This window comes from Paenibacillus tengchongensis, from assembly GCF_008973665.1.
Classification (GTDB): Bacteria; Bacillota; Bacilli; order Paenibacillales; family Paenibacillaceae; genus Paenibacillus_AQ; species Paenibacillus_AQ tengchongensis.
On sequence record NZ_WACP01000014.1, the window covers coordinates 157,649 to 183,283 of the forward strand.

Annotated in this window: 23 protein-coding genes; 11 read left to right on the top strand and 12 right to left on the bottom strand. The window is 53.1% G+C overall.

The annotated features are described in order from the left end of the window. Nucleotides 1–80 precede the first annotated feature (80 nt). Nucleotides 81–455 carry an MmcQ/YjbR family DNA-binding protein gene (locus F1381_RS22015; RefSeq protein WP_151736995.1) on the bottom strand — a complete coding sequence of 125 codons (375 nt, stop codon included), beginning with the start codon at nucleotides 453–455 and terminating at the stop codon, nucleotides 81–83. Further along, on the bottom strand, nucleotides 445–1,341 hold the full coding sequence (locus tag F1381_RS22020) for a LysR family transcriptional regulator (protein WP_151736996.1): 897 nt from the start codon (nucleotides 1,339–1,341) through the stop codon (nucleotides 445–447). Before F1381_RS22020 ends, F1381_RS22015 begins: the two co-directional genes overlap by 11 nt. Nucleotides 1,342–1,450: 109 nt before the next feature. Here F1381_RS22020 and F1381_RS22025 point away from each other — a divergent pair, with 109 nt between their 5' ends. Next, complete coding sequence (locus F1381_RS22025; RefSeq protein WP_151736997.1) at nucleotides 1,451–2,812, top strand: MFS transporter; 1,362 nt, start codon at nucleotides 1,451–1,453, stop codon at nucleotides 2,810–2,812. Here the strand turns inward: F1381_RS22025 and F1381_RS22030 are convergent. Further along, nucleotides 2,777–3,700 (bottom strand): LysR family transcriptional regulator, encoded by a 924-nt coding sequence (locus F1381_RS22030; protein WP_343043454.1) that lies wholly within the window; start codon nucleotides 3,698–3,700, stop codon nucleotides 2,777–2,779. The genes F1381_RS22025 and F1381_RS22030 overlap by 36 nt on opposite strands. A gap of 185 nt (nucleotides 3,701–3,885) precedes the next feature. Between F1381_RS22030 and F1381_RS22035 the strand changes: the two genes are divergently transcribed. Both F1381_RS22035 and F1381_RS22040 read left to right on the top strand, forming a co-directional pair. Then, nucleotides 3,886–4,479 (top strand): ankyrin repeat domain-containing protein, encoded by a 594-nt coding sequence (locus tag F1381_RS22035; protein ID WP_246188150.1) that lies wholly within the window; start codon nucleotides 3,886–3,888, stop codon nucleotides 4,477–4,479. A 53-nt stretch (nucleotides 4,480–4,532) separates the two neighbouring features. Continuing rightward, nucleotides 4,533–5,870, top strand: coding sequence for a uracil/xanthine transporter (locus F1381_RS22040; protein WP_151736998.1), 1,338 nt, complete (start codon nucleotides 4,533–4,535; stop codon nucleotides 5,868–5,870). Between the two features lie 127 nt (nucleotides 5,871–5,997). Here the strand turns inward: F1381_RS22040 and F1381_RS22045 are convergent, their stop codons facing one another. Both F1381_RS22045 and F1381_RS22050 read right to left on the bottom strand, forming a co-directional pair. After that, the gene (locus tag F1381_RS22045) at nucleotides 5,998–6,648 is read right to left on the bottom strand and encodes a FusB/FusC family EF-G-binding protein (RefSeq protein WP_151736999.1); all 651 of its coding nucleotides are present in this window, start codon (nucleotides 6,646–6,648) and stop codon (nucleotides 5,998–6,000) included. Nucleotides 6,649–6,898: 250 nt separating this feature from the next. Then, nucleotides 6,899–8,125, bottom strand: a complete 1,227-nt coding sequence (locus tag F1381_RS22050; RefSeq protein ID WP_187355513.1) for an NAD(P)/FAD-dependent oxidoreductase — start codon at nucleotides 8,123–8,125, stop codon at nucleotides 6,899–6,901. Between the two features lie 340 nt (nucleotides 8,126–8,465). On the opposite strand from F1381_RS22050, the gene F1381_RS22055 reads away from it, so the two are divergent. Then, complete coding sequence (locus F1381_RS22055; RefSeq protein ID WP_151737001.1) at nucleotides 8,466–8,915, top strand: GreA/GreB family elongation factor; 450 nt, start codon at nucleotides 8,466–8,468, stop codon at nucleotides 8,913–8,915. Between the two features lie 96 nt (nucleotides 8,916–9,011). On the opposite strand, the gene tlp is transcribed toward F1381_RS22055, so the two are convergent. The 3 genes from tlp to F1381_RS22070 all read right to left on the bottom strand — a co-directional run bounded on the left by tlp (nucleotide 9,012) and on the right by F1381_RS22070 (nucleotide 12,730). Then, nucleotides 9,012–9,236, bottom strand: coding sequence for a small acid-soluble spore protein Tlp (tlp, locus tag F1381_RS22060; RefSeq protein WP_151737002.1), 225 nt, complete (start codon nucleotides 9,234–9,236; stop codon nucleotides 9,012–9,014). 72 nt (nucleotides 9,237–9,308) lie between these two features. After that, a complete protein-coding gene (helD, locus tag F1381_RS22065; RefSeq protein WP_151737003.1) occupies nucleotides 9,309–11,735 on the bottom strand; it encodes an RNA polymerase recycling motor HelD in 2,427 nt (808 codons plus the stop codon). 257 nt (nucleotides 11,736–11,992) lie between these two features. Further along, the gene (locus tag F1381_RS22070) at nucleotides 11,993–12,730 is read right to left on the bottom strand and encodes a glucose 1-dehydrogenase (protein WP_151737004.1); all 738 of its coding nucleotides are present in this window, start codon (nucleotides 12,728–12,730) and stop codon (nucleotides 11,993–11,995) included. Nucleotides 12,731–12,908: 178 nt separating this feature from the next. On the opposite strand from F1381_RS22070, the gene F1381_RS22075 reads away from it, so the two are divergent. From F1381_RS22075 to F1381_RS22095, 5 genes are all read left to right on the top strand, one after another. Beyond that, the gene (locus tag F1381_RS22075; RefSeq protein WP_151737005.1) at nucleotides 12,909–13,835 is read left to right on the top strand and encodes an AraC family transcriptional regulator; all 927 of its coding nucleotides are present in this window, start codon (nucleotides 12,909–12,911) and stop codon (nucleotides 13,833–13,835) included. A gap of 5 nt (nucleotides 13,836–13,840) precedes the next feature. Continuing rightward, nucleotides 13,841–14,515 carry a response regulator transcription factor gene (locus tag F1381_RS22080; RefSeq protein WP_151737006.1) on the top strand — a complete coding sequence of 225 codons (675 nt, stop codon included), beginning with the start codon at nucleotides 13,841–13,843 and terminating at the stop codon, nucleotides 14,513–14,515. After that, nucleotides 14,512–15,567 carry a sensor histidine kinase gene (locus tag F1381_RS22085; protein WP_151737007.1) on the top strand — a complete coding sequence of 352 codons (1,056 nt, stop codon included), beginning with the start codon at nucleotides 14,512–14,514 and terminating at the stop codon, nucleotides 15,565–15,567. Before F1381_RS22080 ends, F1381_RS22085 begins: the two co-directional genes overlap by 4 nt. 207 nt (nucleotides 15,568–15,774) lie before the next feature. Continuing rightward, nucleotides 15,775–17,526, top strand: coding sequence for an ABC transporter ATP-binding protein (locus tag F1381_RS22090; protein ID WP_151737008.1), 1,752 nt, complete (start codon nucleotides 15,775–15,777; stop codon nucleotides 17,524–17,526). Continuing rightward, nucleotides 17,526–19,286 carry an ABC transporter ATP-binding protein gene (locus tag F1381_RS22095; RefSeq protein ID WP_151737009.1) on the top strand — a complete coding sequence of 587 codons (1,761 nt, stop codon included), beginning with the start codon at nucleotides 17,526–17,528 and terminating at the stop codon, nucleotides 19,284–19,286. The genes F1381_RS22090 and F1381_RS22095 overlap by 1 nt, the downstream gene beginning before the upstream one ends. A 219-nt stretch (nucleotides 19,287–19,505) precedes the next feature. Here F1381_RS22095 and cls read toward each other — a convergent pair whose 3' ends face one another. Next, nucleotides 19,506–20,948, bottom strand: coding sequence for a cardiolipin synthase (gene cls / locus F1381_RS22100; protein ID WP_151737010.1), 1,443 nt, complete (start codon nucleotides 20,946–20,948; stop codon nucleotides 19,506–19,508). 161 nt (nucleotides 20,949–21,109) lie between these two features. Between cls and F1381_RS22105 the strand changes: the two genes are divergently transcribed. Then, nucleotides 21,110–21,814 (top strand): response regulator transcription factor, encoded by a 705-nt coding sequence (locus F1381_RS22105; RefSeq protein ID WP_151737011.1) that lies wholly within the window; start codon nucleotides 21,110–21,112, stop codon nucleotides 21,812–21,814. Then, on the top strand, nucleotides 21,795–23,210 hold the full coding sequence (locus F1381_RS22110; protein ID WP_151737012.1) for a sensor histidine kinase: 1,416 nt from the start codon (nucleotides 21,795–21,797) through the stop codon (nucleotides 23,208–23,210). Before F1381_RS22105 ends, F1381_RS22110 begins: the two co-directional genes overlap by 20 nt. A gap of 26 nt (nucleotides 23,211–23,236) precedes the next feature. On the opposite strand, the gene F1381_RS22115 is transcribed toward F1381_RS22110, so the two are convergent. From F1381_RS22115 to paiA, 3 genes are all read right to left on the bottom strand, one after another. Further along, on the bottom strand, nucleotides 23,237–23,572 hold the full coding sequence (locus F1381_RS22115) for an Asp23/Gls24 family envelope stress response protein (RefSeq protein ID WP_151737013.1): 336 nt from the start codon (nucleotides 23,570–23,572) through the stop codon (nucleotides 23,237–23,239). A gap of 44 nt (nucleotides 23,573–23,616) precedes the next feature. After that, nucleotides 23,617–24,696 carry an AI-2E family transporter gene (locus tag F1381_RS22120; RefSeq protein WP_151737014.1) on the bottom strand — a complete coding sequence of 360 codons (1,080 nt, stop codon included), beginning with the start codon at nucleotides 24,694–24,696 and terminating at the stop codon, nucleotides 23,617–23,619. Between the two features lie 88 nt (nucleotides 24,697–24,784). Continuing rightward, complete coding sequence (gene paiA, locus F1381_RS22125) at nucleotides 24,785–25,309, bottom strand: spermidine/spermine N(1)-acetyltransferase (RefSeq protein ID WP_151737015.1); 525 nt, start codon at nucleotides 25,307–25,309, stop codon at nucleotides 24,785–24,787. Nucleotides 25,310–25,635 lie beyond the last annotated feature (326 nt).

The following is a 25,635-nucleotide window of genomic DNA, read 5'->3' on the forward strand; positions in this document are numbered from 1 at the left end:
TGCATATACATACCTCCAAAGGTTAATGTAAGATTGTCCGGCTTACCCATGAGTGTATGGTTTGTGATTAAATAAAGTTATCACAACGGGGTGTCATTGACTTCCGTCTGACTCTTTTTCTTTCGCTTGAGCTTGGGTCTGGTCAACTCGTAGCTGACTTGCACCATTTCCTGAATCGTATCCCGAGGCAGCTCACCGTCCAGAAGCACCGTGTTCCAGTGGGCCTTGTTCATATGGTAGCCCGGCTTTACCTCCGCAAATAGGCCCCGCCAGAAATCCGCCCGCTCAGGCTCGCATTTCAGATTTACGCATAGGTGGCCGTTCCGGACATAAATCAGCGCAAAAAGCTTCTTGTTGCCGGTGTGGCGCATTGCAGTGTACTCTATCCCGAAGGGATGGTCTTCATAGGTACTCGGAAAGGATAGACAGAATTCAACAATTTCCTCATAGGTCATCAGGTTTGGCCTCCTCTAGCTTCCGGTAATAGTCGGCAACGATCTCGCGGAACTGCAGAGCCGCACGTGACAGATACCTGTCCTTATGCCACAGCAATGCGATCTCCCGGGTCAGTGCCTCATGCTCCACGGGCAGGCATTTCACCGCATCCCGGGCATACCTGGCCGTAGCCGGAATAAAGGCAATGCCGATCCCCGCCTCCACTAACGCCGTAATTCTGGCAGGCTCGTCTCCTTCATAAACGTACTTGGGCATGAAGCCCTCCGCTTTGCATATAGCATCTGCCAAGTCGCGGGTACCGTAGCCCCGTTTGACTCCGACAAAGCTCTCATTGCGCAGATCGCGCAATGACAATTGCTGCCGGTCAGCCAGAGGATGACCCGCCGGAACTGCGACAACAATACGGTCTGTGTACATCATCTGGCATTCAATATCTTCGCCTTCCAGAGGGGGAGATGAGAGACAATAATCGAGCTCACCGCGCTTGAGAAGGGCGGTCATCTGCTGGCTGGACAGCATTTGCACATGGAACTGCACGGCAGGCATCCGTTTCCGGAACTCGCTGAGAATACCGGGCAGGGTGCTTGCGGTGTTCACCGCCAGCTCAAGTGTTCCCTGCTCCGGACCGGATAGTCCACCGAGCTCCCGCCTCCCTTGCTCCAGCTCGAACAATGCCCGCTGCGCCCGGCGCAGGAAGCTTGCTCCATTTGAATTCAGCCGTAGCTTCCGGCCCGTCCGGTCAAACAAAGGAACCCCTAAATCCTCCTCCAGCCGCTGAATGGTCTTGCTTAATGATGATTGCGTAACATGCAGGCTCTTGGCCGCTTCCGTCATATGCTCCAGCTTGGCGACAGCAAGAAAATACTGCAGCTGCAAAAGTTCCATAATCCCGCCCCATTCATTCCTTTTAGTCTATGGAATTATAACATAAAATGCGTTGGAAGATATGAAAGCAATCCGGTACGATAGCTTCAAAACAACTGGAGGCTGAAAGATGAATACACGCAGCAAAATGCTAATGATTTCAGTAGGACTGGGGATCTTGCTGAATCCTTTGAATTCCTCCATGATTGCCGTAGCGATCGCAAGGCTGCAGCAAGTGTATCAACTGGATTATACAGAGGTTTCCTGGATCATTTTTGCCTTCTACATTGCGAGTGCGGTGGCCCAGCCGGTGATGGGGCGCGCAAGCGATATGTTCGGAAGACGAAAGATTTTTCTGGCCGGGCTTGTTGTCGCCTTCTTTGCTTCCATGCTGGCTCCGTTGTCACCCGGCTTCGGCTGGCTGATCGTCTTGCGGATCGTACAATCGGTCGGGACAAGTATGATGATATCCGTAGGCATGGCCATCGTGAGGATACATATTGCCGAGCGGCAGGCGGCAGCACTGTCCGTCCTGTCCATATTTATGTCGGGAGCGTCAGCGGTCGGACCTTTCATTGGCGGTTTGCTTATTCACCGCTGGGATTGGCAGGCTATCTTCTATGTAAATCTTCCGTTTGCGGCGGCAAGCTTTCTGCTCGCGCGGAAGATGATTCCGCTGGACGCACCTGCATCCGCTGCTGCAGGGCGGCGCTCGTTCCGCGAGTGGTCCGGAATACTGGATTTGTCCGGAATTGCCCTCTTTGCCGGCGGCCTTGTTGCTCTGCTCACCGGGATATTGTCCGCCAAATCCTCCGGTCATTTTACGCTGATCAATGTCTTGCTTATCGTATCGGGACTAGTTCTTACCGGCGTTTTCGCCAGACATGAGCTGCGGACGGAGCGGCCGTTTCTTCCTCTCCGTACGTTCGCCAAATATCCGGCGATCCTCTCCGTCAACCTGCAGTTTATGCTGGTGAACCTGCTGTTTTATACGCTGTTCTTCGGGCTGCCGTCCTATCTGCAAACGGTAAGGCAGGTAAGTGAGTACGATACGGGGATCCTGATGTTAAGCTTGGGGTTATGCTCTCTTCTGGCTGCACCTGTGGCCGGACAATGGATTGAGCGGAGCGGTCCGAAGCCGGCCTTGTTCGTATCGGCTCTGCTGATGACTGCAGGCTCGGTCTGGCTCATAACCCTGAATGCCAATGCTCCGGTGGGAAGTGTCTGTGTGGCGCTGGCGGCATTCGGCATCAGCAACGGGCTGAACAGCGTCGGTCTGCAGGCGGCTCTGTTCCAATGCTCACCCAAGGAAATCATCGGCGTAGCTTCCGGTGTCTTTAATACATCCCGATATTTGGGGACCATCCTCTCCTCTTTGCTGATCAGCCTCATTATGGGAAATGAGTTCAGTACAGCCGGTCTGCAGGTGCTGGGCATGATTCTGACCGTCATTTCGTTATTCCTTGTATTTATGAGCCGGCGGCGTCTTTGAGATGGTCTCGATGAGCTGGACGGCAGCCTTGCTTAAATATTGCCGTTTCAGCCAGATTACCGCGGAGCCGGAGACGGCCTGCGGATCCTCAATCCGGCACACCCGGAGGCGTCCCCAGGTGTATCTGGACAGCGAGGTTTCAGGAAGAATCGAGGCTCCGAACCCGGCGGCTACCAGTTCCACCAGCATTCCGATATCGGAGCACTCCCCAATAATGGAAGGAGACAGGTTCCGGGAATGAAATTGCTCCAGGAGCAGATTGTACAGGCCCAGGCCTTCCGTGCTGGGCAGCAGCAGCGGGTAACGGGTTATCCTCTCATAAGTTATTGTTCCGTATTCCTCAATGTCCAAGTCGTGCCCCTGCTCTCCGGTTACAAAATATAGCGGCTCCTCCCCCAGCATGGCACAATCGAAATCACTCAGATCAATCGGCAGGCGGATGATAGCCAGATCAAGCGTCTTCTCCCGCACAAGCTTCACGAGCGTGTTCGTCTCGTTCTGCTGGATTTTAAACGTTACTTTCGGGTATAACTCCCGGAACACACTGAGCGCTGCGGGAAGCCGGGCATCTGAAAGCGTATTGACTCCGATGGACAGCTTGCCGCGTATCCCCACTCCGGATTCGCGCGTCTCCGCCTGCGCTTCTTCCATTAAGCGGGTGATGGTCAGCGCGTGCTCATACAAGGTTTGACCTGAAGCGGTCAGCTCCAGCTGCCGCCCGTTCCGGTTAAACAGCGGTACGCCAAGCTCGGTCTCCATGAGCTTGAGCTGCTGGCTTAGCGGCGGCTGCGACATATGCAGGCGCTGCGCCGCAGCAGTGACTTGCCGCTCCTCAGCTAGTGCGATGAAATAACGCAATTGTTTGATATCCAGATGTTTCTCCTCCATCTATATGATTTCCATATACTTTTTCGTTGAATTTAATATTATCCATATATAATATCCCATGATACCATAAACATGTTACACAATCATGGAGGGATAATGTGAGCTATTTATTCCGCTGTTTCTTAGGGATAGCGATGCTCCTGCTGGCTGGTTGCACGGAGTTACCGGAGGGAGATGAACCATTGGTGAATCATGAATTAATTGTAGCTGCAGAACAAGGTGATATTGCTGCGGTAACCGCATTGCTTAATGAGGGCGCCGATATCAACGGCACTGACGAACGCGGCCGCACGGCTGTATTGGCAGCAACGCATGGCAATCAGCCGGAGGCGGTCAAGAAGCTGATCGCGGCCGGAGCGGATCTCAATCTCCGCGATCACCGTTCCGATAATCCGCTGCTGTATGCCGGGGCTGAAGGAATGCCCGAGATTGTCAAATTGGCGGTTGAAGCCGGAGCGGATACTGCCCTTACGAACCGGTACGGCGGAACGGCGCTGATTCCGGCGGCTGACCGGGGACACGTGGAAATTGTACAGTATTTGCTCGAACATTCGGACGTTAAAGTCGACCATATTAACAATCTGGGCTGGACGGCATTATTGGAGGCTGTCCTATTAGGCGACGGCGGTGAACGGCATACGCAAATTGTCCGTCTGTTGATTGAGCACGGAGCCGATGTCAATCTGGCCGACAAGGATGGCGTAACTCCGCTCGCCCATGCCGAAAGCCGGGGTTATGCGGATATGGCCGCACTTCTGAAGGATGCGGGAGCACACTAAGCAACATCAGCAGGATAACATCATGATTTCACGGAAAGCTGGGACCGAAGAATATGTTATGGAAAAAATACGATATAGGGATAAGCTCACTGCTGGCAGGCGTGCAGTGGCTTTTCTTTTTGTTTACGAACACAGTGTTGGTGCCTTTGTCGGTAGGCCATGCACTGGAGCTGGGCTCCGCCGATATCGCCGCCTCATTACAGCGTTCCTTCATCTTAACGGGTCTGCTTTGCATCGTGCAGGCCCTGTGGGGCCACCGGTATGCACTGATGGACGGCCCCGCCGGTGTGTGGTGGGGTCTTGTGCTCGGGATTTGCGCTTCCGCTCCGGCGATGGGAATGGATACAGCCGCAGTGGCGGCGAATTTGACGGGCGGGTTCCTGCTGGCCGGCGTGGCCGCAGTCCTGCTGGCCATGCTTGGTTTCCTAAAGCTGCTGCAGCGGGTATTTACCCCTGCGGTCATGGGGATTTATTTGCTGCTGCTTACCTTCCAGCTGGCCAACACCTTTTTTAAAGGGATGATCGGTTACAGCGACGGTGGGCAATGGGACTTGCAGCTGACAGGACTATCCTTGTTCGTCATCGCCGTAGTCACGATCATCCATTTAAAGGCTAAGGGCAAGCTGGGGCAGTTCTCCCTGCTCGCCGGGATTGTAGTCGGCTGGATTGCCTATGCGGTACTGTTCGGAAGCGGCGGTTCTGCGGCCGCAGCGGCCGGAACTATGGAAATGTGGAGCTGGATGCCCTGGGGCCTGCCCGCCTTCGAGCCAGGGATTATGCTGGTCGGTCTTATAGCCGGTCTGGTCAACATGACGAATACCTTGACGGGCATCATTGCCGCAGGCAAGCTGTATCAGCAGGAAGCTGATGACAAGCAGTATATCCGGTCACTACTGTTCACGAATCTGTTCTCGATTGCCGGAGCTTGCTTCGGCCTGATCCCGTTCGGCACGTTTGCCTCTTCGATCGGCTTTCTGGAGAATACGAAGGTGCTGCGCCGCTCCGCACTCATTATCGGTGCCGCGCTGCTGATGCTGGTCGGCTTTGTTCCGCCGTTAAGCGGCTGGCTGGCGCTCATGCCGATGTCCGTCGGCAGTGCTGTGCTGTTCGTAGCCTATCTGCAAATGTTCGGCACGGCGCTGAAATCGCTGAGCGGAACTTCCCTAAACGCCAAATCGATATACCGCATCGCTCTGCCCGTACTGACGGGGATCGGAATTATGAACATGCCTGCCTCCGCTTTCGCCGGGTTTCCGCCGCTGCTGGCACCGCTTGCCTCAAACGGGCTTGTTGTCGGCGTCATGGTGGCGATTGCCATGGAAGCTTTTGTGCGGTGGGAGAATTATGATAACAAGCCTGCCGCTGCAACGGCACCAAAAGAGTCTTATTAGGAACATAAATAGAAGAAGCTGTCTCAAGGCCATGACATCATGGCTGTTTGGACAGCTTCTTTTAGCGTATGGTGTTCGGCTACCGGCTTTAACGGCCGCCCCTGAGGGCAGCCGCGTGGCCGTTCATTTATGATTTACGGGCAGCAAGAATGAACTTCTCCAGTGCCTCCGTATTCGTAATGCTATGATTGCAGCTTCCGTTGTCCAAGCAGACATAGTGACCGTAGCGGGCAATGTTGTCCTGAGAGGCAAAGGCGGCCTTGGTCTCCACGGAGAAGAACGCCAGCTCCTGATGCCGGTTGCAGAACAGGCAATATCCCTTCTTGTTGGTCGGAGTAATCCGGCCTTCGATACCCGCAAACTGGCCGTCACGCGGATAGACAATGAACAGCCGGCCGGTGGCGATATCGGTCCAGCCCAGGTACGTCACATGTCTGAGGTCGATGGAGTCGAGATCGGGAAGCTTCAGCTTTTTAGTCTTGGGAAACAGCTTCTGAATCTGCTTGGCCGTTATGGCCGGAAACGGAACCACATAGGCTTCCAGATCGTCCAGATACCGCTGGAACTCCTGTGCCGTCTCCAGGCTGGAGACTGGCGCGAGCAGCTGCTTCTGTTCCTCTGTCAGTGCGGGAAAGGCAGCAAAGATATTCGTTACGGCAGTCAGCCTTACGGTTTCCAGCACTTTCCGGTCCGCGACGGTCCGCAGCGTCTTCAGCACAAATTCTGCCTGCTTCTTAATTACGTTCATCTGATGGTTTCTAATAAATGGTGTATTCATGGATCTTCAGCCCCTTATATTTAATGAGTTCTTATAAGGTGCAAAGCCCGTTATTAGAAACGATAAATTTCAGGTTGGGCGATCAGATAGCTCCTCTTCCGCCCCATGCAAAGTATCGCCCCTGTTCAGGCTCTGCATGAGGACTTCCTAGCCCATGAGCAACACAGCATTGCCAACGGTAAGACCCCCAATCACATAATATGGGAGAAGTATAGCAAAATTGCACGGGTTGTACAATTGCGTACCCCGTTTATTTTCCGCCAAGCAGCGGTCGGTTCTGCAAATACATCACCAGGTCAGGGCTATGTCCCTCGGTGATCTCTTGCACAATGAGCCTGGAAAGAAGCTGGCTGTACACGGTCCCGTTGTCGCCGTAGGCCAGCAGGAAATAACAACCCGGATAATCCGGGTATTTTCCGACCAGGGGCACACCATCCGTAATCCCGCCGTAAAAAGCTGCACTGGCATATTCCGCCTTCACCCGAATGTCCGGAAACCGCCGGTTAAATTCCGCGATTAATTGATCCTTCTTATGATGCAGCCTGCTGTCCCGGTCCTCCGGAATATCGGTATCGTGGTCGAGGCCGCCGATGATGACCCGGTTATCTGCGGTGGTGCGGATGTAAATATAGGGCCGTGCGGTTTCCCATAGCAGTGTCCGGTTATACCAGCCCGGGAATTCCGCTACCGGCTCCGTAGTGACCGTATAAGTACTTACGAAGGAGGCTTGCTTCTCCTTGCGGATCTCCACATTTTCATAGCCGGCGGCAAAAATAACTGTTCGCGCATCGACTGTATGCCCGGTCTTTGTGCGGAGCGTCATCCGCTGCTGATCCCGGTCAAAGCTATGCCCGTTCACCCCGGTATGTTCGAAGACCCAGACGCCTAGTTCCGATGCATATTGAAGCAGTCCATGCGTGAACTTGAACGGATTGAGTTCACCGTCATTATGGGAATAAATCGCTGCTTCCCGGCTGAAAGGGTACTGCGCTTCGATCTGCTCCCTGGTCCAGAAATCGATGGCGATGCCGTGTGCTTTTATATATTCATACTCGCTGCGCAGACGCTCTATATCCTCAGGACAGCTCGCGGAGTATAACGTATCGCGGCGTCTAAATTCGCAGTCTATCGGTGCCCGTGCACAGGCGGCCTCGATCTCGTCAATCGCCTGCTTCAGCAGCTGCAGATGCCGTGCGACAAACGCTTCGCCAAAGGTGTGCACAAGGGATGTGAACATCTTTTCGCCTGAATATTGAATAATGGCTGTGTTCGCGCTGGTGCTTCCGCTGCCGGCAGTGCCCTTCTCCAGTACAACAACCGATAATCCGCTGTCAGCCAGGTAGTACGCACATTGCGCTCCGGAGCTTCCCCCGCCGATGATAGCCACGTCGCAGGTGATATTCTCTTGCAAGGCCGGGTATGCGGGAGCTTCCGGTAAGGTAACCGGCCAATAATAAGTGCCTGATTGTAAGTTCATGATACCCTCCACCATTTCTTAGACTGTGCGTTAGTATTTCCCCGGACGAAGCTGCTATACAAATTTATGTACTCCCCGGATACCGCTAGACTATAAACCATACAGTTAAAGATAGACGAGGAAGTTAATCTTTTCTTTGCCTTTAAAAGGTAAATATAATCTTAGTTGACACGATGTACCAGTTTTGTTATGGTCATGATGTGAGACATTTTATCCGCTGCGGATGAAATGTCTTTCGTTCATGCGGGTTTATAAAATCTAATTCCAGGAGGTACATGTATGAGCATGGTTTCGTTAGTTATGATTGTAAAGCGTATAGGTAAAGGGGATCCGATCTACTATGAACCATAGTCTTCTGCTGCAAGGGCCAAAGGTGCAGCTGCTGAACCAGCTGCTGTTTTTCGATGAAGGATTAGCGTCTTTTTTGAGCGGATATTACCCTGAGCCGGGTCCGGAGCGTCTGCTCGTGGAGCGTATCTTAAAGCAGTACACCTCGGTTGTCGAAAGCATTCTCCAGACGTTTTCGATGACCAGCCTGCAATCCTGTGCGCTCATTGGCAGTCATGTCACTGTTTCCTATCCGGATGAAGGCGACTTTGTGGAGTCGTATACCATTGTTTTTCCGGGTGAGGCCGATCCGGACCGCAATTATATCTCCTTCCTCTCTCCTATGGGGATGCAGCTCCTGATGGCCAAACCCCGGGAAACGCTTGAACTGGAGATTCCATCGGGAACGCTTTCTGTTTATGTGCAGGACATCCGCTATCATTGCAGCGAAATATCGGACTGAGATCGGACAAACGCAGTTGAGTAAAAAATGCCGGGCATCCATTCTCCAATGACAGGAGAATGGATACCCGGCTATTTTTGTGCACACCGGCTGCAGCTATTCCTGCGAATGTGCAGCCTCGTCTTTGACTTCTTCGCGGAAGCCTTCGACGGCTCTTTTCCGGCGTTCATTCTTCTCTTCGATCTGCTGCCGCTCCCGGCTGCTGATCTCTGATGAAAATTCATTCAGATAATCTTCTGCTTCATGCAGATTCTGCTGGGTATTCTGGATACTGTTCTGCAAATGTGCTACGTTATCTGCACGGTTATCGGGTTTAGCCATGCGGGGTTCGCCTCCTAATTACTGTGCGCAGGACGGTGCGCCATGGTTTAGATTGAACGCAGGGCGGCCTTTTTATGCGTCTTTTTCAAACAGAAAATCATCGACCCCCTCAAGATATGGCGTCCATTGCCCTGCAGCGTACAACTGAAGGTGATGCATAGCGCGGGTGCAGGCGGTGTAGAACAGCTTCCGTTCACTCTCCAGTGCATACACAGCCGCCGAGGCATCATAGATCAGGACAGCGTCGAACTCCACTCCCTTGGCAAGATATGCGGGAATCACAACTGTCCCCTTCTCGAAGGTAAGCGTATCTTTATTCACCAGCCGCAGCTTTCCGGCTCCCTCCTGCGTTAAGACTTCATAAGCTTCCCGGCTTTCAGCCGCCGTCTTCGTGATTACGGCGATGGTATCATAGCCCTCTGCCTGTAGGCGCCCGATATCAGCAAGCATTTGCACCGCTCTACTCTCTCCGTCCTTGACGCTGATGAGCTGCGGTTTCTTGCCGTGCCGGTCAAATGGTACGATCCCGGCGCCTTCCGGAAGCAGCGATTTCGTAAACTCCACGATTTCCCGGGTCGACCGGTAGCTCCGGTTGAACCGGACCAGCCGCGTGTCCTTCTCGCCGAACAACGGGATCAGCGGAGAATCCGCTTCCTGCAGTTCAGTCGCCTGCGGAAAGATCGCCTGGCTGAAATCGCCCAGCACAGTCATGCGGGCGCGGGGGAACAGCTTCCTCAGGAACATGAACTGGAAGGGTGAATAATCCTGTGCTTCATCGATAAACAGATGGCGCACCTGCGTGTTCGTCCGGGTCCCCTCAATCAGATCTTTCAAATACAGAAACGGTGTAGCATCTTCATAATAGAGTTCACCCCGATCGAGCTTCTCCAGCGTCTGGCTGCAGATCTCCGGCCAGCTGAGAGGAATCCCGCTTTCCTCCATCAACGTTTCCAGTGCAGGCACGCCGCTGAACAATTGCCGGTACAGCCCTTTCAGATCAATGAACGACAACTGTTTCACTTCCTGCCGCAGCGGACGGAAGCTTGCTTTTACCACATTGCGCCGTAATATCTGTTCTTCCTTCTCTCCAAGACCGAAGTCAAATTCATCATTTCCGTTCTCAGACGAATCTTCGTATGCATCGGCATACTGGTCATTGAAGCGGATTACGGCTTCTTCCTTCTCATATTGTCTGCGCAGCTCCGTATAGGCTTCCGTATAGTCGTCGATATCCAGAAAATCCAGCTCCTCCTGCACCCAGTCGGCCTGCCGTTCCGCCCGCTCCAGACCCGTCAGCTCGTGCAGCAGCCATTGCCGCAGAAGAACAATGCGGTTAGCCAGACGGATGGAGCTTTCATAGCTGTAGAATTGCTGCCTGATCTGATCCTCCGTAACCAGCTCACGCTCCCGGTAACGGATACTGTGAAACAGCATTCCGTCATCAAGGAGCCATGTGGCATATTGCTCCAGCGCCTCAAGGAACAGCCCGGATGCTTTGAACTGAATAGCCTGAAGACGCACCTGAGCCTCGTCAGTTCCGCCGGAGGCAAGCAGATATTCGATTTGCCCGAAAGGGTCCTCCAGCACCAGGGAATCGCCCAGCCAATATTCCAGATATTCATAGAATGTGGTCTGCTGCATATTCTCTTCACCCAGCTCCGGCAAGACAGTGGATACATAACTGTTGAACATCGGGTTCGGCGAGAACAGCACCATTTGGTCTGCCCGCAGGCTTTCCCGATTCTTGTAGAGGAGATAGGCTACGCGCTGCAAGGCAGCCGAGGTTTTACCGCTGCCTGCGGCTCCTTGCACAATCAGCATCCGGCTATGGTCGTCACGGATAATGGCGTTTTGCTCCCGCTGAATGGTCGCAACAATGCTCTTCATCTGAGCGTCCGCACCTTTGCCGAGCACCTGCTGAAGCAGTTCGTCGCCGATGGTTAAGCTTGTGTCGAAGACATGCTGCAGCTGACCTTTACGAATCTGAAATTGCCGCTTCAGCGTCATCGTTCCCTCAATCCGTCCGCCGGGTGTTTCGTAGGCAGCGTCTCCGGGAAGATGGTCATAGTACATACTGGCGATTGGCGTCCGCCAGTCGTAGACGAGGAAATCCAATCCTACCCTGTCCGCCAGGGAGGAAACTCCGATGTAGATCTGTTCGTTTGCCGGCAGACCGTCTTCCCGGAAATCGATGCGCCCGAAATAAGGCGCGGGCAGCAGTCGATGCATGCTCTTCCAGCGCTGCAGCCGGATCCGGTGGCTGCGCTCCCTTTCGGACAGGAGCGCCTCCTGCTGTTTAATGCTGTAGAAGGTTTCCTCGAAATCCTCGTCCGTGCTGGTATTAACTGTGACTTCCTCCCAGAACCGCCTGCGGATATCCGTCACTTGTTCATGAAGCCCGCTGACCTGCGGATCAAGCTCTGCGATGGCTTCCCGTACTCTGGCCAATACCAAGTCCAGCCATTCCTGCTCTTGCCGCCAATCTTTTGCATCAATCATTCTGCCGGCACACTCCTTATTCAAATTCTGCAGCAAAACAACAAATTCAATCCCCTTGACAGACAGCCATTCGTCATGCTAAGATTATAGAGTAAATAAAATGTTACACTTATGTTTTTATGTGCATTATTCGGCGCTAGTTCCTCGATTGTATCACGATGGTCTTTTAATAGCAATATTTGAAAATACATAAAGAACCGGCATTCCTGCCGGTTCTTTTCTTGTTGCGCTATGGACGATGTTAATAATCAGTAAGCTTAATTAAATCCGCCGTTTACCCGGAGCGTTTGTCCGGTAATCCAGCGCGACCGATCGCTGACCAGCAGCTCAACGGCATTGGCAATATCCTCCGGCTCACCCAGCCGGCCGAACGCATTCATGCGCCGGAAGGAATCGACCAGCTCGGGGGACTTGCCGCTCAGGAACAGTTCGGTGGATACCTGGCCGGGGGCAATGCAGTTAATTACGATATCTTTCGGGCCGAATTCCTTGGCCAGCTGACGCGTCAATTGTTCTACGGCACCCTTGGTTGCCGCATATACACTGTAAGTCGGAAGCATCGCTCCCGATACAGAGGTCGAGAAATTAATGATCGTTCCTCCGGCTCCCATGAATTTCATCGCTTGCTGACAGGCAAAATACGTACCTTTCACATTAACGGCAAAATGCCGGTCGTAAAGCTCCTCTGTCACTTCCGCAAGAGGCACGCACTCCATAATTCCGGCGTTGTTAATAAGTATGTCCACCTGTCCGAAAGCTTCCATAGCCCCGGCAAACAGAGCCTCGACTTCCCGCACTATCGCTACATCTCCCCTTATGGCAACCGCCTCACCGCCGGACTGCCTGATCACCTCCGTAACCTCCAGTGCTTTGGCTTCATTGGCGGCATAATTGACTACGACCCTGGCTCCGGACCGGGCCAGCTGGATGGCAATCTGCCGTCCGATTCCCCGCGATGCTCCGGTGACTATTGCGACTTTACCTTCTAAATTCATGCGTATCCGCTCCCTTGTCCTATTCTATAGCCGCCGCCGGGTTAGGCTGAACGGCCTGTTAGCATTAGTATAAGCAAAAGCTGCTTTTCCCTGGTAGCCCGCCCCTATTCCGTTCTTGCCTATTCCTCTTCGGGATGGGTATGATAAGGTCAATCCGTTTATTACTGGAGGTCTGCTAATGCACAGCATCACTGAACACCAAAGCATGGAAACGGCGCTGAAGCAGCTCACCGGGCTCCTGCGCAGGCATATTCCGGCAACGGGCACGCACCCCACTGCTATTCCCTCCCTGACGCTGATGGCTGCCGAGCAGCTGTCGGAGCCGATGGAGTCCGTCTATAAGCCTTCCATTTGCGTTGTGGCTCAAGGGGCCAAGACTGCCACGCTGGCCGGCCGGACTTTCCGGTACGATCCTTCGGCTTATCTGATTACTTCGGTCGAGCTTCCGGTCATCGGCAGAGTCATTGAAGCTTCGCCGGAGAAGCCTTATTTGAGCCTGAAATTAAGCTTTGATACGGACATGATCCTGGATATTATCCAAACGATGGAAGAACCCGACGGCCCGCCGGCAGAACCCGGCGGTATCAGTACCAACGCTGCCTCCAAACCGCTGCTGGAAGCCATCGTGCGCCTGGTGCAGCTGCTGGATACCCCGCAGGACATCCCGGTGCTGTCGCCGCTCTTCATCCGCGAGATTCTATACCGGATTTTGCAGAGTGAACAAGGGCTGCAGCTTCGCCAATTCGCCGTCATTGGCAGCTATGCGCACAATATCTCCTTGGCCATCAGGCAGATTAACCGGGACTACAACCGGCCGTTTGCCGTCGAAGCGCTGGCGCGGTCCGTCCAGATGAGCGCTTCCGCTTTTCACAAACATTTTAAACGGATTACGGCAATGAGTCCTTTGCAATACCAGAAGACCGTGCGGCTCCAGGAAGCCCGGCGGCTTATGCTGACGGAAGCGGTACAGGCTGCAGATGCGGCTTACCTTGTCGGCTATGAGAGCCCGTCCCAGTTCAGCCGGGAATATGCCCGAATGTACGGGCGGCCGCCGCAGCAGGATGTTCAGGCGTTGCAGCAACAAAAGACCAAGCCATTGGAGTGAATGCGATGATTCATATACTTGTAGTAGAGGATGAACGGCATGTCCGCCGGCTGATGGAGGCTGTATTGAAGCGTGAAGGCTACGTGGTGTTTACCGCTGAAGACGGTCTCAGGGCACTTGAAGTACTTGAAGTGCAGCACATCGATCTCATCATTCTTGATATTATGATGCCCCATATGGACGGCTATGATTTCGCGAAGGAGCTGCGGGAGGCCGGAAGCCAGATTCCGATTCTGATGGCTACAGCCAAGCATCTGCCGGAGGATAAGAAGAAGGGCTTCCGTCTCGGCACCGACGATTATATGACCAAGCCGATTGATACCGAAGAAATGCTGCTGCGGATTCAGGCACTGCTCCGCCGCTCGCATATTGCGAATGCCCGCAAGCTGGTGATCGGCAAGGTGATTCTCGATTATGATGCCCTGACAGTAACACGGGACGACGAGAAACAGACACTGCCGCAAAAAGAATTCTATCTGCTGTACAAGCTGCTCTCCTATCCCGACCGGATATTCACCCGCATTCAGCTGATGGACGAAATTTGGGGCATGCAAAGCGAAAGCACGGATACCACTGTGAATGTGCATATTAACCGTCTCCGGAAGCGTTTTGAAGGGTATCCCGAATTTGAACTGGTGTCTGTCCGCGGTCTAGGTTATAAGGCGGTGCGGAAGCTATGAACAGACTGGGTATCCGGTTTAAAGAGCGAATCACCCTGCCCTTCGTCTTTTCGCTGATGGTCTTCTTTATTTTCCTGATTACTGTCACCATTATCGGTTTGTTGTTCTTTCTGGCCCACTCTTTCGGATTGTTAAAAGAAGAAATTGCCCAGGACGGGACTGCACTGTCCATCATTATCTTAATTTCCTGCACCCTTATCGGCACGACGATATCAGGATTTGCCAGCCGCAGGATGGTGCAGTCCATCCGGGAATTTATTGAAGCGACCAACCGGCTGGCTACCGGCGATTTCTCGACGCGCCTATACTTGAAGAGCCCTCCCGAATACCGGATACTGTCCGAGAACTTTAACAAGATGGCGGAGGAGCTGGGAGGCATGGAGATTTTGCGCACCGATTTCGTAAACAATTTCTCCCATGAATTCAAGACGCCGATTGTTTCAATTAAAGGGTTTGCCGAAATTCTGAAATACGATGATCTCTCCAAAGAAGAACGGGATGAATACCTGGATATTGTCATCGAGGAATCCGCACGGCTCGCCGCGCTGGCCTCGAATGTGCTGGAGCTATCCAAGATCGAGACACTGACGATTCTGGCGGATAAACAAAAATATAATGTCGGAGAGCAAATCCGCCAGTGCGTCCTGATGCTTGCCGCCAAGATGGACAAAAAACAGCTGGAGCTGAACGTCAATCTTCACGATTATCCGCTGACCGGCAACAAGGAGCTGCTGAATCAGGTCTGGCTTAATCTGCTGGACAACGCCATCAAATTTACACCTGAGCATGGCCGCATCGCCGTCGGCATGAAACGGACCGCAGATTCGGTTGTCGTCCTCATCCATGACAGCGGCAGCGGTATCGCCCGGGAGGCCATACCGAAGATCTTCGATAAATTTTACCAGTCCGATACCTCCCACTCGACTATGGGCAATGGCCTCGGCCTGACCATCGTGCAGCAAATCGTTCATTTGCACGGCGGGACCATCACCTGTGAAAGCTCGCCCGGCCAGGGAGCTCTGTTTACCGTTACGCTGCCTGTGGAGGGATAGTGTTATCCGGGTCTATAAGGAAACTAAACCTAACCAATACGTACGCTGTGAAGATGTCTCACACGCTACTTAACCGCCTTATCGAAGGCGGTTTTTACTTTGGGCAGCAAATCTTTCTTATTTTCAGATTCATTTCTGAAAAGTTAACGTTCAGTTTATCTTTTTCCGGTAACATAACTGATATCATCAAATAAAGGAGTCGGAATTATGCTCACGATACTTAAGTACTTAAAACCGAAGGAATGGGCTCTCTTCGGCGTCACCGTCCTGTTCATTGTTGCACAGGTGTGGCTGGATCTGAAACTGCCCGATTATATGAGCGAAATTACCCGGCTTGTACAGACGCCCGGCAGCGAAATGAGTGAAATTATGGCTACCGGCGGCTGGATGCTGCTGTGTGCGCTCGGCAGCTTGGCCACCTCGATTATTGTCGCCGGGATTGCGGCGCAAATCGCCGCCAACTTCTCTTCAAGGCTGCGTTCCAAGCTGTTTAATAAGGTGCAGGCCTTCTCGATGGAGGAAATCAACAAGTTCTCCACCGCCAGCTTGATTACCCGTTCGACCAATGATATTACGCAGGTACAGATGCTGATTGTCATCGGGCTGCAGCTGCTGATCAAAGCTCCTATTCTTGCCGTTTGGGCACTGCTCAAGATCACAGGAAAAAGCTGGCACTGGTCGATGGCTACCGGCGTTGCTGTCGGCGTACTGCTCCTGATTGTCGGCATCTGTGTCGTGCTCGTGCTGCCAAAATTCCAGAAGCTGCAGCAGCTGACGGACAACCTGAACCGTGTGGCCCGTGAGAACCTTACCGGCCTGCGGGTCATCCGGGCCTACAATGCCGAAGGCTACCAGGAGCATAAATTCGGCGAAGCCAACAATGTGCTCACCCGGACAAATCTGTTCGCAAATAATGTCCTGGCTGTGCTGATGCCAAGCATCACGCTGATTATGAGCGGTCTGAGTCTGGCGATCTACTGGATCGGCGCCACCCTGATTCAATCCGCAGGCGTTAACGATAAGATGGATCTCTTCTCGGATATGATCGTCTTCTCTTCCTATGCGGTGCAGGTGGTTATGGCCTTTATGATGCTGATCATGATCTTTATTCTGATGCCGCGCGCCCATGTCTCGGCCAAGCGGATCAACGAAGTGCTCGACACCAAGCCAAGCCTTGCGAACGGCGAGCTTACCGGCTCCCAGGCCAAGCTTGTCGGCGAGGTTGAATTTAAGAATGTCAGCTTTAAATATCCCGATGCTGAAGATTATGTCATCAAGGATATCAGCTTCACGGCCAAGAAGGGCGAAACTGTCGCCTTTATCGGATCGACCGGCTGCGGCAAGAGCACGGTCGTCAATCTGATCCCCCGCTTCTATGATGCTACGGTGGGCGAGGTGCTGGTTGACGGCATCAACGTAAATCAATATGAACAAAGCGCGCTCCGCAACAAGATGGGCTATGTATCCCAGAAAGCCGTGCTGTTCGGCGGAACCGTAACCTCAAATATCGCCTTTGGAGACAACGGCAGCGATGTGGCCGCTGAAGTGGTAGACGCCGTATACACCTCCCAGGCTTCGGATTTCGTGGAGAAAATGGACGGAAGCTATGAGGCGCACATTGCCCAAGGCGGCTCGAACCTGTCCGGCGGCCAGAAACAGCGTCTGTCGATTGCCCGGGCGATCGCCCGCCGTCCGGAGATTCTGATCTTCGACGACTCCTTCTCGGCGCTGGATTATAAAACAGACCGCAAGCTGCGCAGCGAGCTGAAGAAAGAGTCCCGCGGCACGACCATGCTGATCGTCGCCCAGCGGATCGGCACCATCAAAGACGCGGACAAGATTATCGTCCTGGAAGCCGGCCGTATCGCCGGTATGGGTACACATGAAGAACTAATGGAGTCCTGCGATGTGTACCAGGAAATTGCTTACTCCCAACTCTCCAAGGAGGAACTGGCCTAATGGATACCAACATCAAGCAACCCGGCACGTTCAGCAAGCTTCTCCGTTATTGCCGGAGCCATATCCCTGTTGTGCTGATTGCCGTTATCAGTGCAGCCCTCGGGACCGTACTGACCCTGCTCGGACCGGATCAGCTCAAGGAAATGACCGATCTGATTACCCAAGGCATTGTCACCGGCATTGATCTGGATGCCGTAGCTTCCATCGGCCTGTTCCTGGTGGCCATTTACGCCATCAGCGCCGGATTGTCCCTGCTGCAGGGCCTGATTATGTCGTCGGTTACGCAGAAGGTCTCCAAGCGCTTAAGAGGCGACCTTGCGCGTAAAATGAACAAGCTTCCGATCTCTTATTATAATAATTCGACCACCGGCGATATTCTCTCCCGCGTGACGAACGACGTGGATACAATCGGGCAAGCCCTGAACCAAAGCGTCGGCATGCTGGTTACTGCCGCTGCCATGTTCGTCGGTTCTATCGTCATGATGCTGAAAACAAATGTGATTATGACCATTACGGCCATTGTCGCTACAATCATCGGCTTCGCTCTCATGTCGGTAATTATGAAGAAGTCCCAGAAGTATTTCCAGAGCCAGCAGGAATACCTCGGGAAGATCAACGGGCATGTGGAAGAAGTATACACCGGACATACTGTTGTCAAAGCCTACAATGCGGAAGCGCAAATGCGTGATACCTTTGAGGGTTTGAACCAGAATCTGAAGACCAGTGCCTTCAAAGCCCAGTTCCTCTCCGGTCTGATGATGCCGATTATGATGTTTATCGGGAACCTTGGATTTGTGGCCGTCTGTGTGGCTGGCGCTATCCTGGCGACGAACGGAGATATCTCGTTCGGGGTCATTGTGGCCTTCATGATGTACGTCCGCTTCTTCACCCAGCCGCTCTCGCAGATCGCCCAGGCGGCGCAGAGCCTGCAGTCGGCATCTGCGGCCAGCAAACGCGTCTTTGAATTCCTCGAAGCTGAAGAAATGGATGATGAAAGCCATAAAGCAGTGCAGCTGACCAACGCTGCGGGCCATGTGAAGTTCGACCACGTACAGTTTGCATACGAAGGTACGGATAAGCTGGTAATCAAGGACTTCTCCACAGAGGTGAAGCCCGGACAAAAGATCGCCATCGTCGGTCCTACCGGCGCCGGCAAAACGACGTTGGTTAACCTGCTGATCCGCTTTAATGAGCTGACAGGCGGCGAAATCTACATCGATGATACCCCGATCAGCAGCCTGACCCGGGAGAACATTCACGACCAGTTCTGTATGGTCCTGCAGGACACCTGGCTGTTCGAAGGCACGATCCGTGAGAACCTGGTCTACAACCAGACCGGCATTACCGATCAGCAACTGCAGAATGCCTGCAAATCGGTTGGCCTGCACCATTTCATCCAGACGTTAAGCGCAGGTTACGACACTGTACTGAACGACAAGGTCAATCTGTCTGCCGGCCAGAAGCAGCAGCTGACCATCGCCCGCGCCATGCTCAAGAATGCGCCGATGCTTATTCTTGACGAAGCGACAAGCTCGGTTGATACCCGGACAGAGCTGCTTATCCAGCAGGCCATGGACCAGCTTATGGAAGGCAGAACCTCCTTCGTCATCGCTCACCGGCTGTCTACGATCAAGAATGCCGATGTCATTCTGGTGCTGAAGGACGGGGATATTCTGGAGAGCGGCAGCCACACCGAGCTTCTGGCCAAGAACGGCTTCTATGCCGAGCTTTATAACAGCCAATTCGAGCAGGCTTCCTAAAAACGCCGCACTTAAAATAACAAGGGCCGAATCCCGCTGCCGGAGCAGCAAGGGATTCGGCCCTTGTTTATAAGGTGATATTGCGGAATGCTAACCGGGGGTCCCCGCAAAGTACCTGAATTAGCATCATGAGTCACCTCACTTTGTGGGGCTGAATACCAGGGGTCCCCGCAAAGTACCTGAATTAGCTTCTATGAATCACTTCACTTTGTGGGGCTATTAAAGTATTGGGGACAGCAGCCGGGCTACGGCCTCCTTGAACTTGAGCAGTTTGCTCCGCACTTCATACCGTTCGAGCGTCAGCTCGAAGCAGGAATGGCTGTCTTCGAGGAACAGGTCGTGCAGCTGCCCGGCCAGCTTGGGATCACAGATCAGCGCGCTGACCTCGAAGTTCAGGCGGAAGCTGCGGGTATCGATATTCATCGTACCTACGGAGGCTACTTCCTGGTCGACGACAATCGTCTTGGCGTGCATGAAGCCTTTCTGGTACTGCAGAATTTTGACCCCGTAAGGCAGCAGCTCGCCTGCATGCGACAGCGTGGCCGGATACACAAACATGTGGTCCGGTTTGTTCGGAATCATGATCCGCACGTCGACGCCGGAGAGCAGCGCGATTTTGCAGGCATCCATAAAGCTTGAATCCGGAATGAAATAGGGCGTCTGGATATAGATGCTCTTCTTGGCGGAGGCAATCAGCTTCAGATACATGTTCTTCAAATGCTCCGTCTGCGAATTCGGCCCGCTGGTAATGATCTGCACTACACTGTCGCCGGTATGCTTCCCGGTACGGAAGGCCAACTGCTCAGGATGAACGGTGTTGCGGCTGGCCGCCTTATTCCAGTCCATCATGAACCGGCCTTGAATCTGGTCAACCGCACCTCCCTTCATCTTCAGGTGGGTGTCGCGCCAGTAGCCCATTTTCTTATCGAGCCCGAGATATTCGTCGCCGACGTTGAAGCCGCCGATATAGGCGATCTCTCCGTCGATAATGCACTGCTTCCGGTGATTGCGGTTGTTGATCCGGAAATTGATCAGCCGGAACAGCGACGGAAAGAATACTTCTACCATGCCCCCGGCCTCGATCAGCTCCTTGAAGAAGGAGCGGGAGGTGCGTCTGGAGCCGACCTCATCGTAAAGCACGCGGACAATCACGCCTTCTTTGGCCTTCAGGGTCAGTTCATCCCGCAGTCTTCTCCCCAGATCATCGGGCTGATAGATATAATATTGAATGTTGATTTCATGTTTTGCTTGGCGGATATCTTCAATTAGAGCATCGAACTTCTTCCGCCCGTCGTCGAAAATCTGCACCTCGTTGTCATTGGTAATGAGCGCATTGGAGGAACGTAAATTCATCTTCAGCAGGTCGGCGTACTTGGCCGACAGCCCTCCCTGGTAATCGACATGCATCACCTGCTCGTCCACTGCCGCCTGCAGGTACATCCGTTCGTCAAGGGTGAGCCTGTAGAAATTCTTTTGCTTCAGCTGCCGGCCGAAGAAGACGTAGAAGATAAATCCAAGCCAGGGAATAAAGAATAAGACCATCAGCCAGGCCCAGGTGGAGCCGATGTCTCTGCGTTCAATAAACACCACAACTCCGGCCAGTAGTATGTTGGTAATGGTGATGAAGGATAGAATCGCGGGAAAAATATTGCCGAATTCCAAAGTGGTGTACCCCTTTCTGTCTGTTTTTTTGCGCGCAGGCTGCCTGTTGCTATACATTATAGTTATCGGCATAGCCGGGCTATAATATTTAGCTAATCTTTAGGCTCTACTTAGATTGTGTAAAGATAGACAAGCTATAACTGTTTCTAGGGGGGATTTCTATATTTACGATACTGATTGCCGACGATGAGCCGGAAATTGTAGAACTGTTGCAGCTGTATCTGGAAAAAGATTACACGATCGCCAAAGCCGGGAACGGCCAGGAGGCGCTGCAGATCGTTGAGACCGAGGCCGTCGACCTAGCCATTCTCGATATTATGATGCCGGAGATGGATGGCCTGCAGCTGCTGAAGCGTATCCGCCGCATCTGCCACATTCCTGTCCTGCTGCTGTCGGCCAAGAGCCAGCACCATGATAAGATTCTCGGTCTGGAGCTCGGTGCCGACGATTACATCTCCAAACCGTTCAACCCGTTGGAAGTCGTTGCCCGTGTGAATGCCATGTTAAGAAGGGTGCATCATTTCGATGTCGTTCCCCCGGAGAAGGAAGAGCCCAAGCTGCTTGTCCTCGGCAAGCTGACGCTCGACCTGGACGCCTGCCTGCTGCATATTTCCGGAGAGCCGGTGGCGCTGACCTCCACCGAATTCAAGATCCTGAAGCTGATGATGGCTGAACCGGGCCGGGTGTTTACGCGCAAACGAATTTATGAGGCCGTATGGGAAGACTTCTATATGTATGAAGATAACAGTATCATGGTGCATATCAGCAATATCCGCGAGAAGATCGAGCGGGATTCCAAGAAGCCGGAATATTTAAAGACCATCCGGGGATTGGGGTACAAAATCGATGCGCCAGTGGAGAACTAGAAACCAACGCCCGCTGCAGACATCGCTTGCCTTCGATTTCCTGCGTTTCCTGCTGATTATTGCCTTCCTTGTGCTAGCCGTCTATCTGTTCATCCAGATGGACATCACACACAAGCTGAAGGATTACCAGATCGCCGATCCCGAGCTGCGGCTTGAAGCCAGTCTGTATGCGGTCGATCCGCAGTCGGGAGAGGATACGGCCAAGCTGCTGCGCAGCGGCGGCTGGCTGGAAATCCTGGACGGGGACAAGCAGGTGGTCAGCGTGATCGGAACCAAGGGCGATGCCGCTGACGCCTACACAGAAGAACAGCTGTACCGTCTGCTGGAGAATAGCACGGACCAGGTGTATTACTATTCACTGACCCGCTACGACGACGGCGGTTCGGCAAACTGGCTGATGCTGAAGCTGCCGCGGAACCGGATTGATATTACCATTAACAGCTACCCTTTTTTGTCGACGCTGAATCAGCCGGTTACCTCCTATGTCCTGATCGGAGCGATTATTCTCCTAATGCTTGTGGTGGTGTACAGCTATTCGGTGGCGCGGCGCATCCGCAGGCCGCTGCGGACGATCATCGCAGGCCTTAATCAGATGATTCAGGGCAACTACCATACGCGGATTGTGGTGGAAGCGGAAGAGGAATTTATGCAGATGGGGGAACGGTTCAATTACATGGCCGATGTGATCGAGAAGACGACCGAAGCCAAGCGGCTGGCCGAAGAGAGCAAGCAGCGGATGGTGATGGACCTCTCCCACGATCTGAAGACCCCGATCACCAGCATCCAGGGCTATGCCCAGGCGCTGTACGAAGGCAGAGTCGGCGATCCGGAGCGCCAGCGGAAATACTTGACCTATATTTACAACAAATCCTCACAGGTTACCAGGCTGATCCAGAATATGGTCGAGCTGCTCAAGACCGATTCGCCGGATTTCCTGCTGCGCATGGGCCGGCATGAGCTGGGGGATTTCCTGCGTGAGATCATCGCAGATACCTATGGCGAAATTGAGCAAAAGCAGTTTAAGCTCTTGTTCAACGTCCCTGAAGAACCCGTATATGCCCGCTTCGATCCCGAGCTGCTCGCACGCGCCGTGCATAATCTGATCCACAATGCGCTGGCGTACAATCCGCCCGGCACGCAAGTGCGGATCGCGATCCTCCCCGAAAAGCAGCATGTGGCTATTGAAGTCGCCGATACGGGGATCGGTATTGCTTCCGAGCTTAAGGCAACGATCTTTGATCCGTTCGTCCGCGGAGATGAAGCACGGTCTGCCTCCGGCGGAACGGGGCTGGGCCTCGCCATCGCCCTGAAGAACCTGCAGCGCATGGGCGGAACGCTTGAACTGGACGGGAGCGGCGCAGAACCCACAGTGTTTACGATCAAGCTTCCCACCTGAGCGTGGAATCGCCCCCGGCCGGTGGCTCAGGGGGCGATTCCGCATATGGTGACATGGACTTCGGTTACGGCCAGTCCGGTCATTTTTTCCACACGACTCTTAATGAGGTCCTGCAGACGCCTGGAGATTTGCGGCAAGGGCGTGCCGAGTCTGATAATTGGAAAGATCCGGAATGCTACTTGCGAACCGCTGACTTCAAGTCCGACCGCTTTATAGAAGTCCTTCCTGTTTCTGCGTTTGGTTGTGCCTTCCATCAGGGCTGTAATCTCCTGCATCTCCTGAATAGCCGTCCCGGCAATCTTCGTGATCGTCCGGTTCGATATCGCTATAGTCCCTCTGCATTCGTAATCTGACGGTTTCATTATAGCGCCTCCTCCTTCAAGTCCGGGTTACCGCGTCATAGCGTTTATAGACCCTCCCACTTCTCTTTCAGGAACAGCTGGTAGATATGCTTGGCTACAATCTTCAGGACCACATAGACCGGAATAATAATCAGCATGCCGATAATTCCGAACAGATTGCCGACTCCAAGTACCAGTACTGTGGTGGTGATCGGGTGAATCTCCAGGTTTTTGCCAAAAATCAGCGGCTGGATAATGTTATCCTGAATCTGCTGCGCCAGCAGAATGATAACCAGCGCCCATATTCCCGTGCTTGTCGATTCGATCAGACCGATAATAACAATGGGAACCGAAGAGATGATGGCCCCGAAATACGGAATGAAGTTCATCAGCACCGCGATCAGTGTCAGCACCAGTGCATAAGGCAGGCCGATGATCAGGAATCCCAGGTACATGAGCACCCCCAGCGCAATATTCACCATCACTCTGCTCAGAATGTAGTTGTTCAGGGCGGCGTCGATTTCTTTCAGAATCCCCGCTGACCGGGAACGGAAACGGAGCGGCAGCACTTTAACCAGAAGCTTTCCGAATTTATCCCCGTCCTTCAGCATATAGAACAGCAGAATCGGAAATGTGAACACAATAATCGCCACATTCGAGACCGCCGAGAACAGGTTGGAGATATAGTTCGTCATCAGCGTGAAGCCTTTGTTCAGATATTCCGTGAAATGCGAGAAGAGTCCGCTGTCGCCGGGAAGGATTTTAGCCATAAACCCGCTTTGCTCAAGCTCGGTCACTTTGGCGTCAAACACCTGCAGCAGGTGCGGTACGTTCTGGATCATGGTCGTCAGCTGCGATTTCAGCGGCGGCCACACGCCTCCCCAGAAGGCCAGTACCACTGCGGCAAGCACCAGATAGATCAGCAGAATAGCCGGTGAACGCTTCAGCTTCTTCTTCTCCAATACACCGACCAGCGGACGCAGTAAATAATAGAAGAAGCCCGCAAGCAGCAAGGGGATCAAGATAATGCCCGTCAGGGCCTGAAACGGCTTGAAGATAAAATCGACTAAAGATCCCACGTAGATAATCGCAAGGACAAGAAACACCGCTTTGCCTACGGTGAGAAATCTGTTCAGCTGGTTCATGGGTCAACTCCTAATAAGCTCATGTATGAAGGCCTGAACCCTCCCTTCTATTTATAGCGTTCCAATCTTTATTTAATCTAAACCGAACCTAAAGATTAGTTAAGGTTTTGGTCATGATATAGTCGGTCTGCACTTCGTCGCCTATGACGAACGGATGCGTACCCGTTTGCACAAAGCCCATTCTGCTGTAAAAAGCAATGGCGTTCCCGTTGTGCTCCCATACCCCGAGCCAAACTTTGGTTTTGCTCTGCTGCTTCGCCAGCTCGGCGGCCTTGTCGATCAGCAGTCTCCCCAGCCCCTGCTTATGAAAGCTCTGTCTGATGTAGATCCGTTCGATTTCAAGCGACGCCTCCCCCATCGCCTCGGATTGGGCTGCCCCGGTATTCAGCTTCATATATCCGGCAACCTCGTTATCCGTCATCAGCAGATAAAACTCCGAAGACGGTTTATTGAGCTCCTGTTCCAGCTTGTCCAGGCTGAAGGCCTGCTCCAGATAAGCGGCCATGGTCTCTTCCGAATTCTGATCTTTAAATGTCTCCTCAAATGTCACATAACTAATCTCCTGCAGCAGCTTCAGGTCCTCTAAAGTACACTTCTTGATCGTCATAGTCATGCTGATGCTCCCCCTTCATCCGGTTAACTCTTAATGGTATAAAAGATAGCATACCCGCATTTTGTTGCAAATGCAATAAAATGCTCAGCAAAAAAACGGCCTCCCCGAAGGGAGACCGGTAAGTGTAGTTGGTGGAAAAGTGAATTTACGGGTAACGGAATGAATCCAATTTGGGAGGCGCTGTCAAATTGGCAGCTTACTGCGTGATGCTCTGCACCAGCGCGGCCACTTCCTCGGCGGTGCCGAGCTGCAGCGCCTTCGCGGCCAGCTCCTTCATCTCGGCGGCCGACAGCTTCGCAATCTGGCTGCGCGCCGGCAGGATCGAG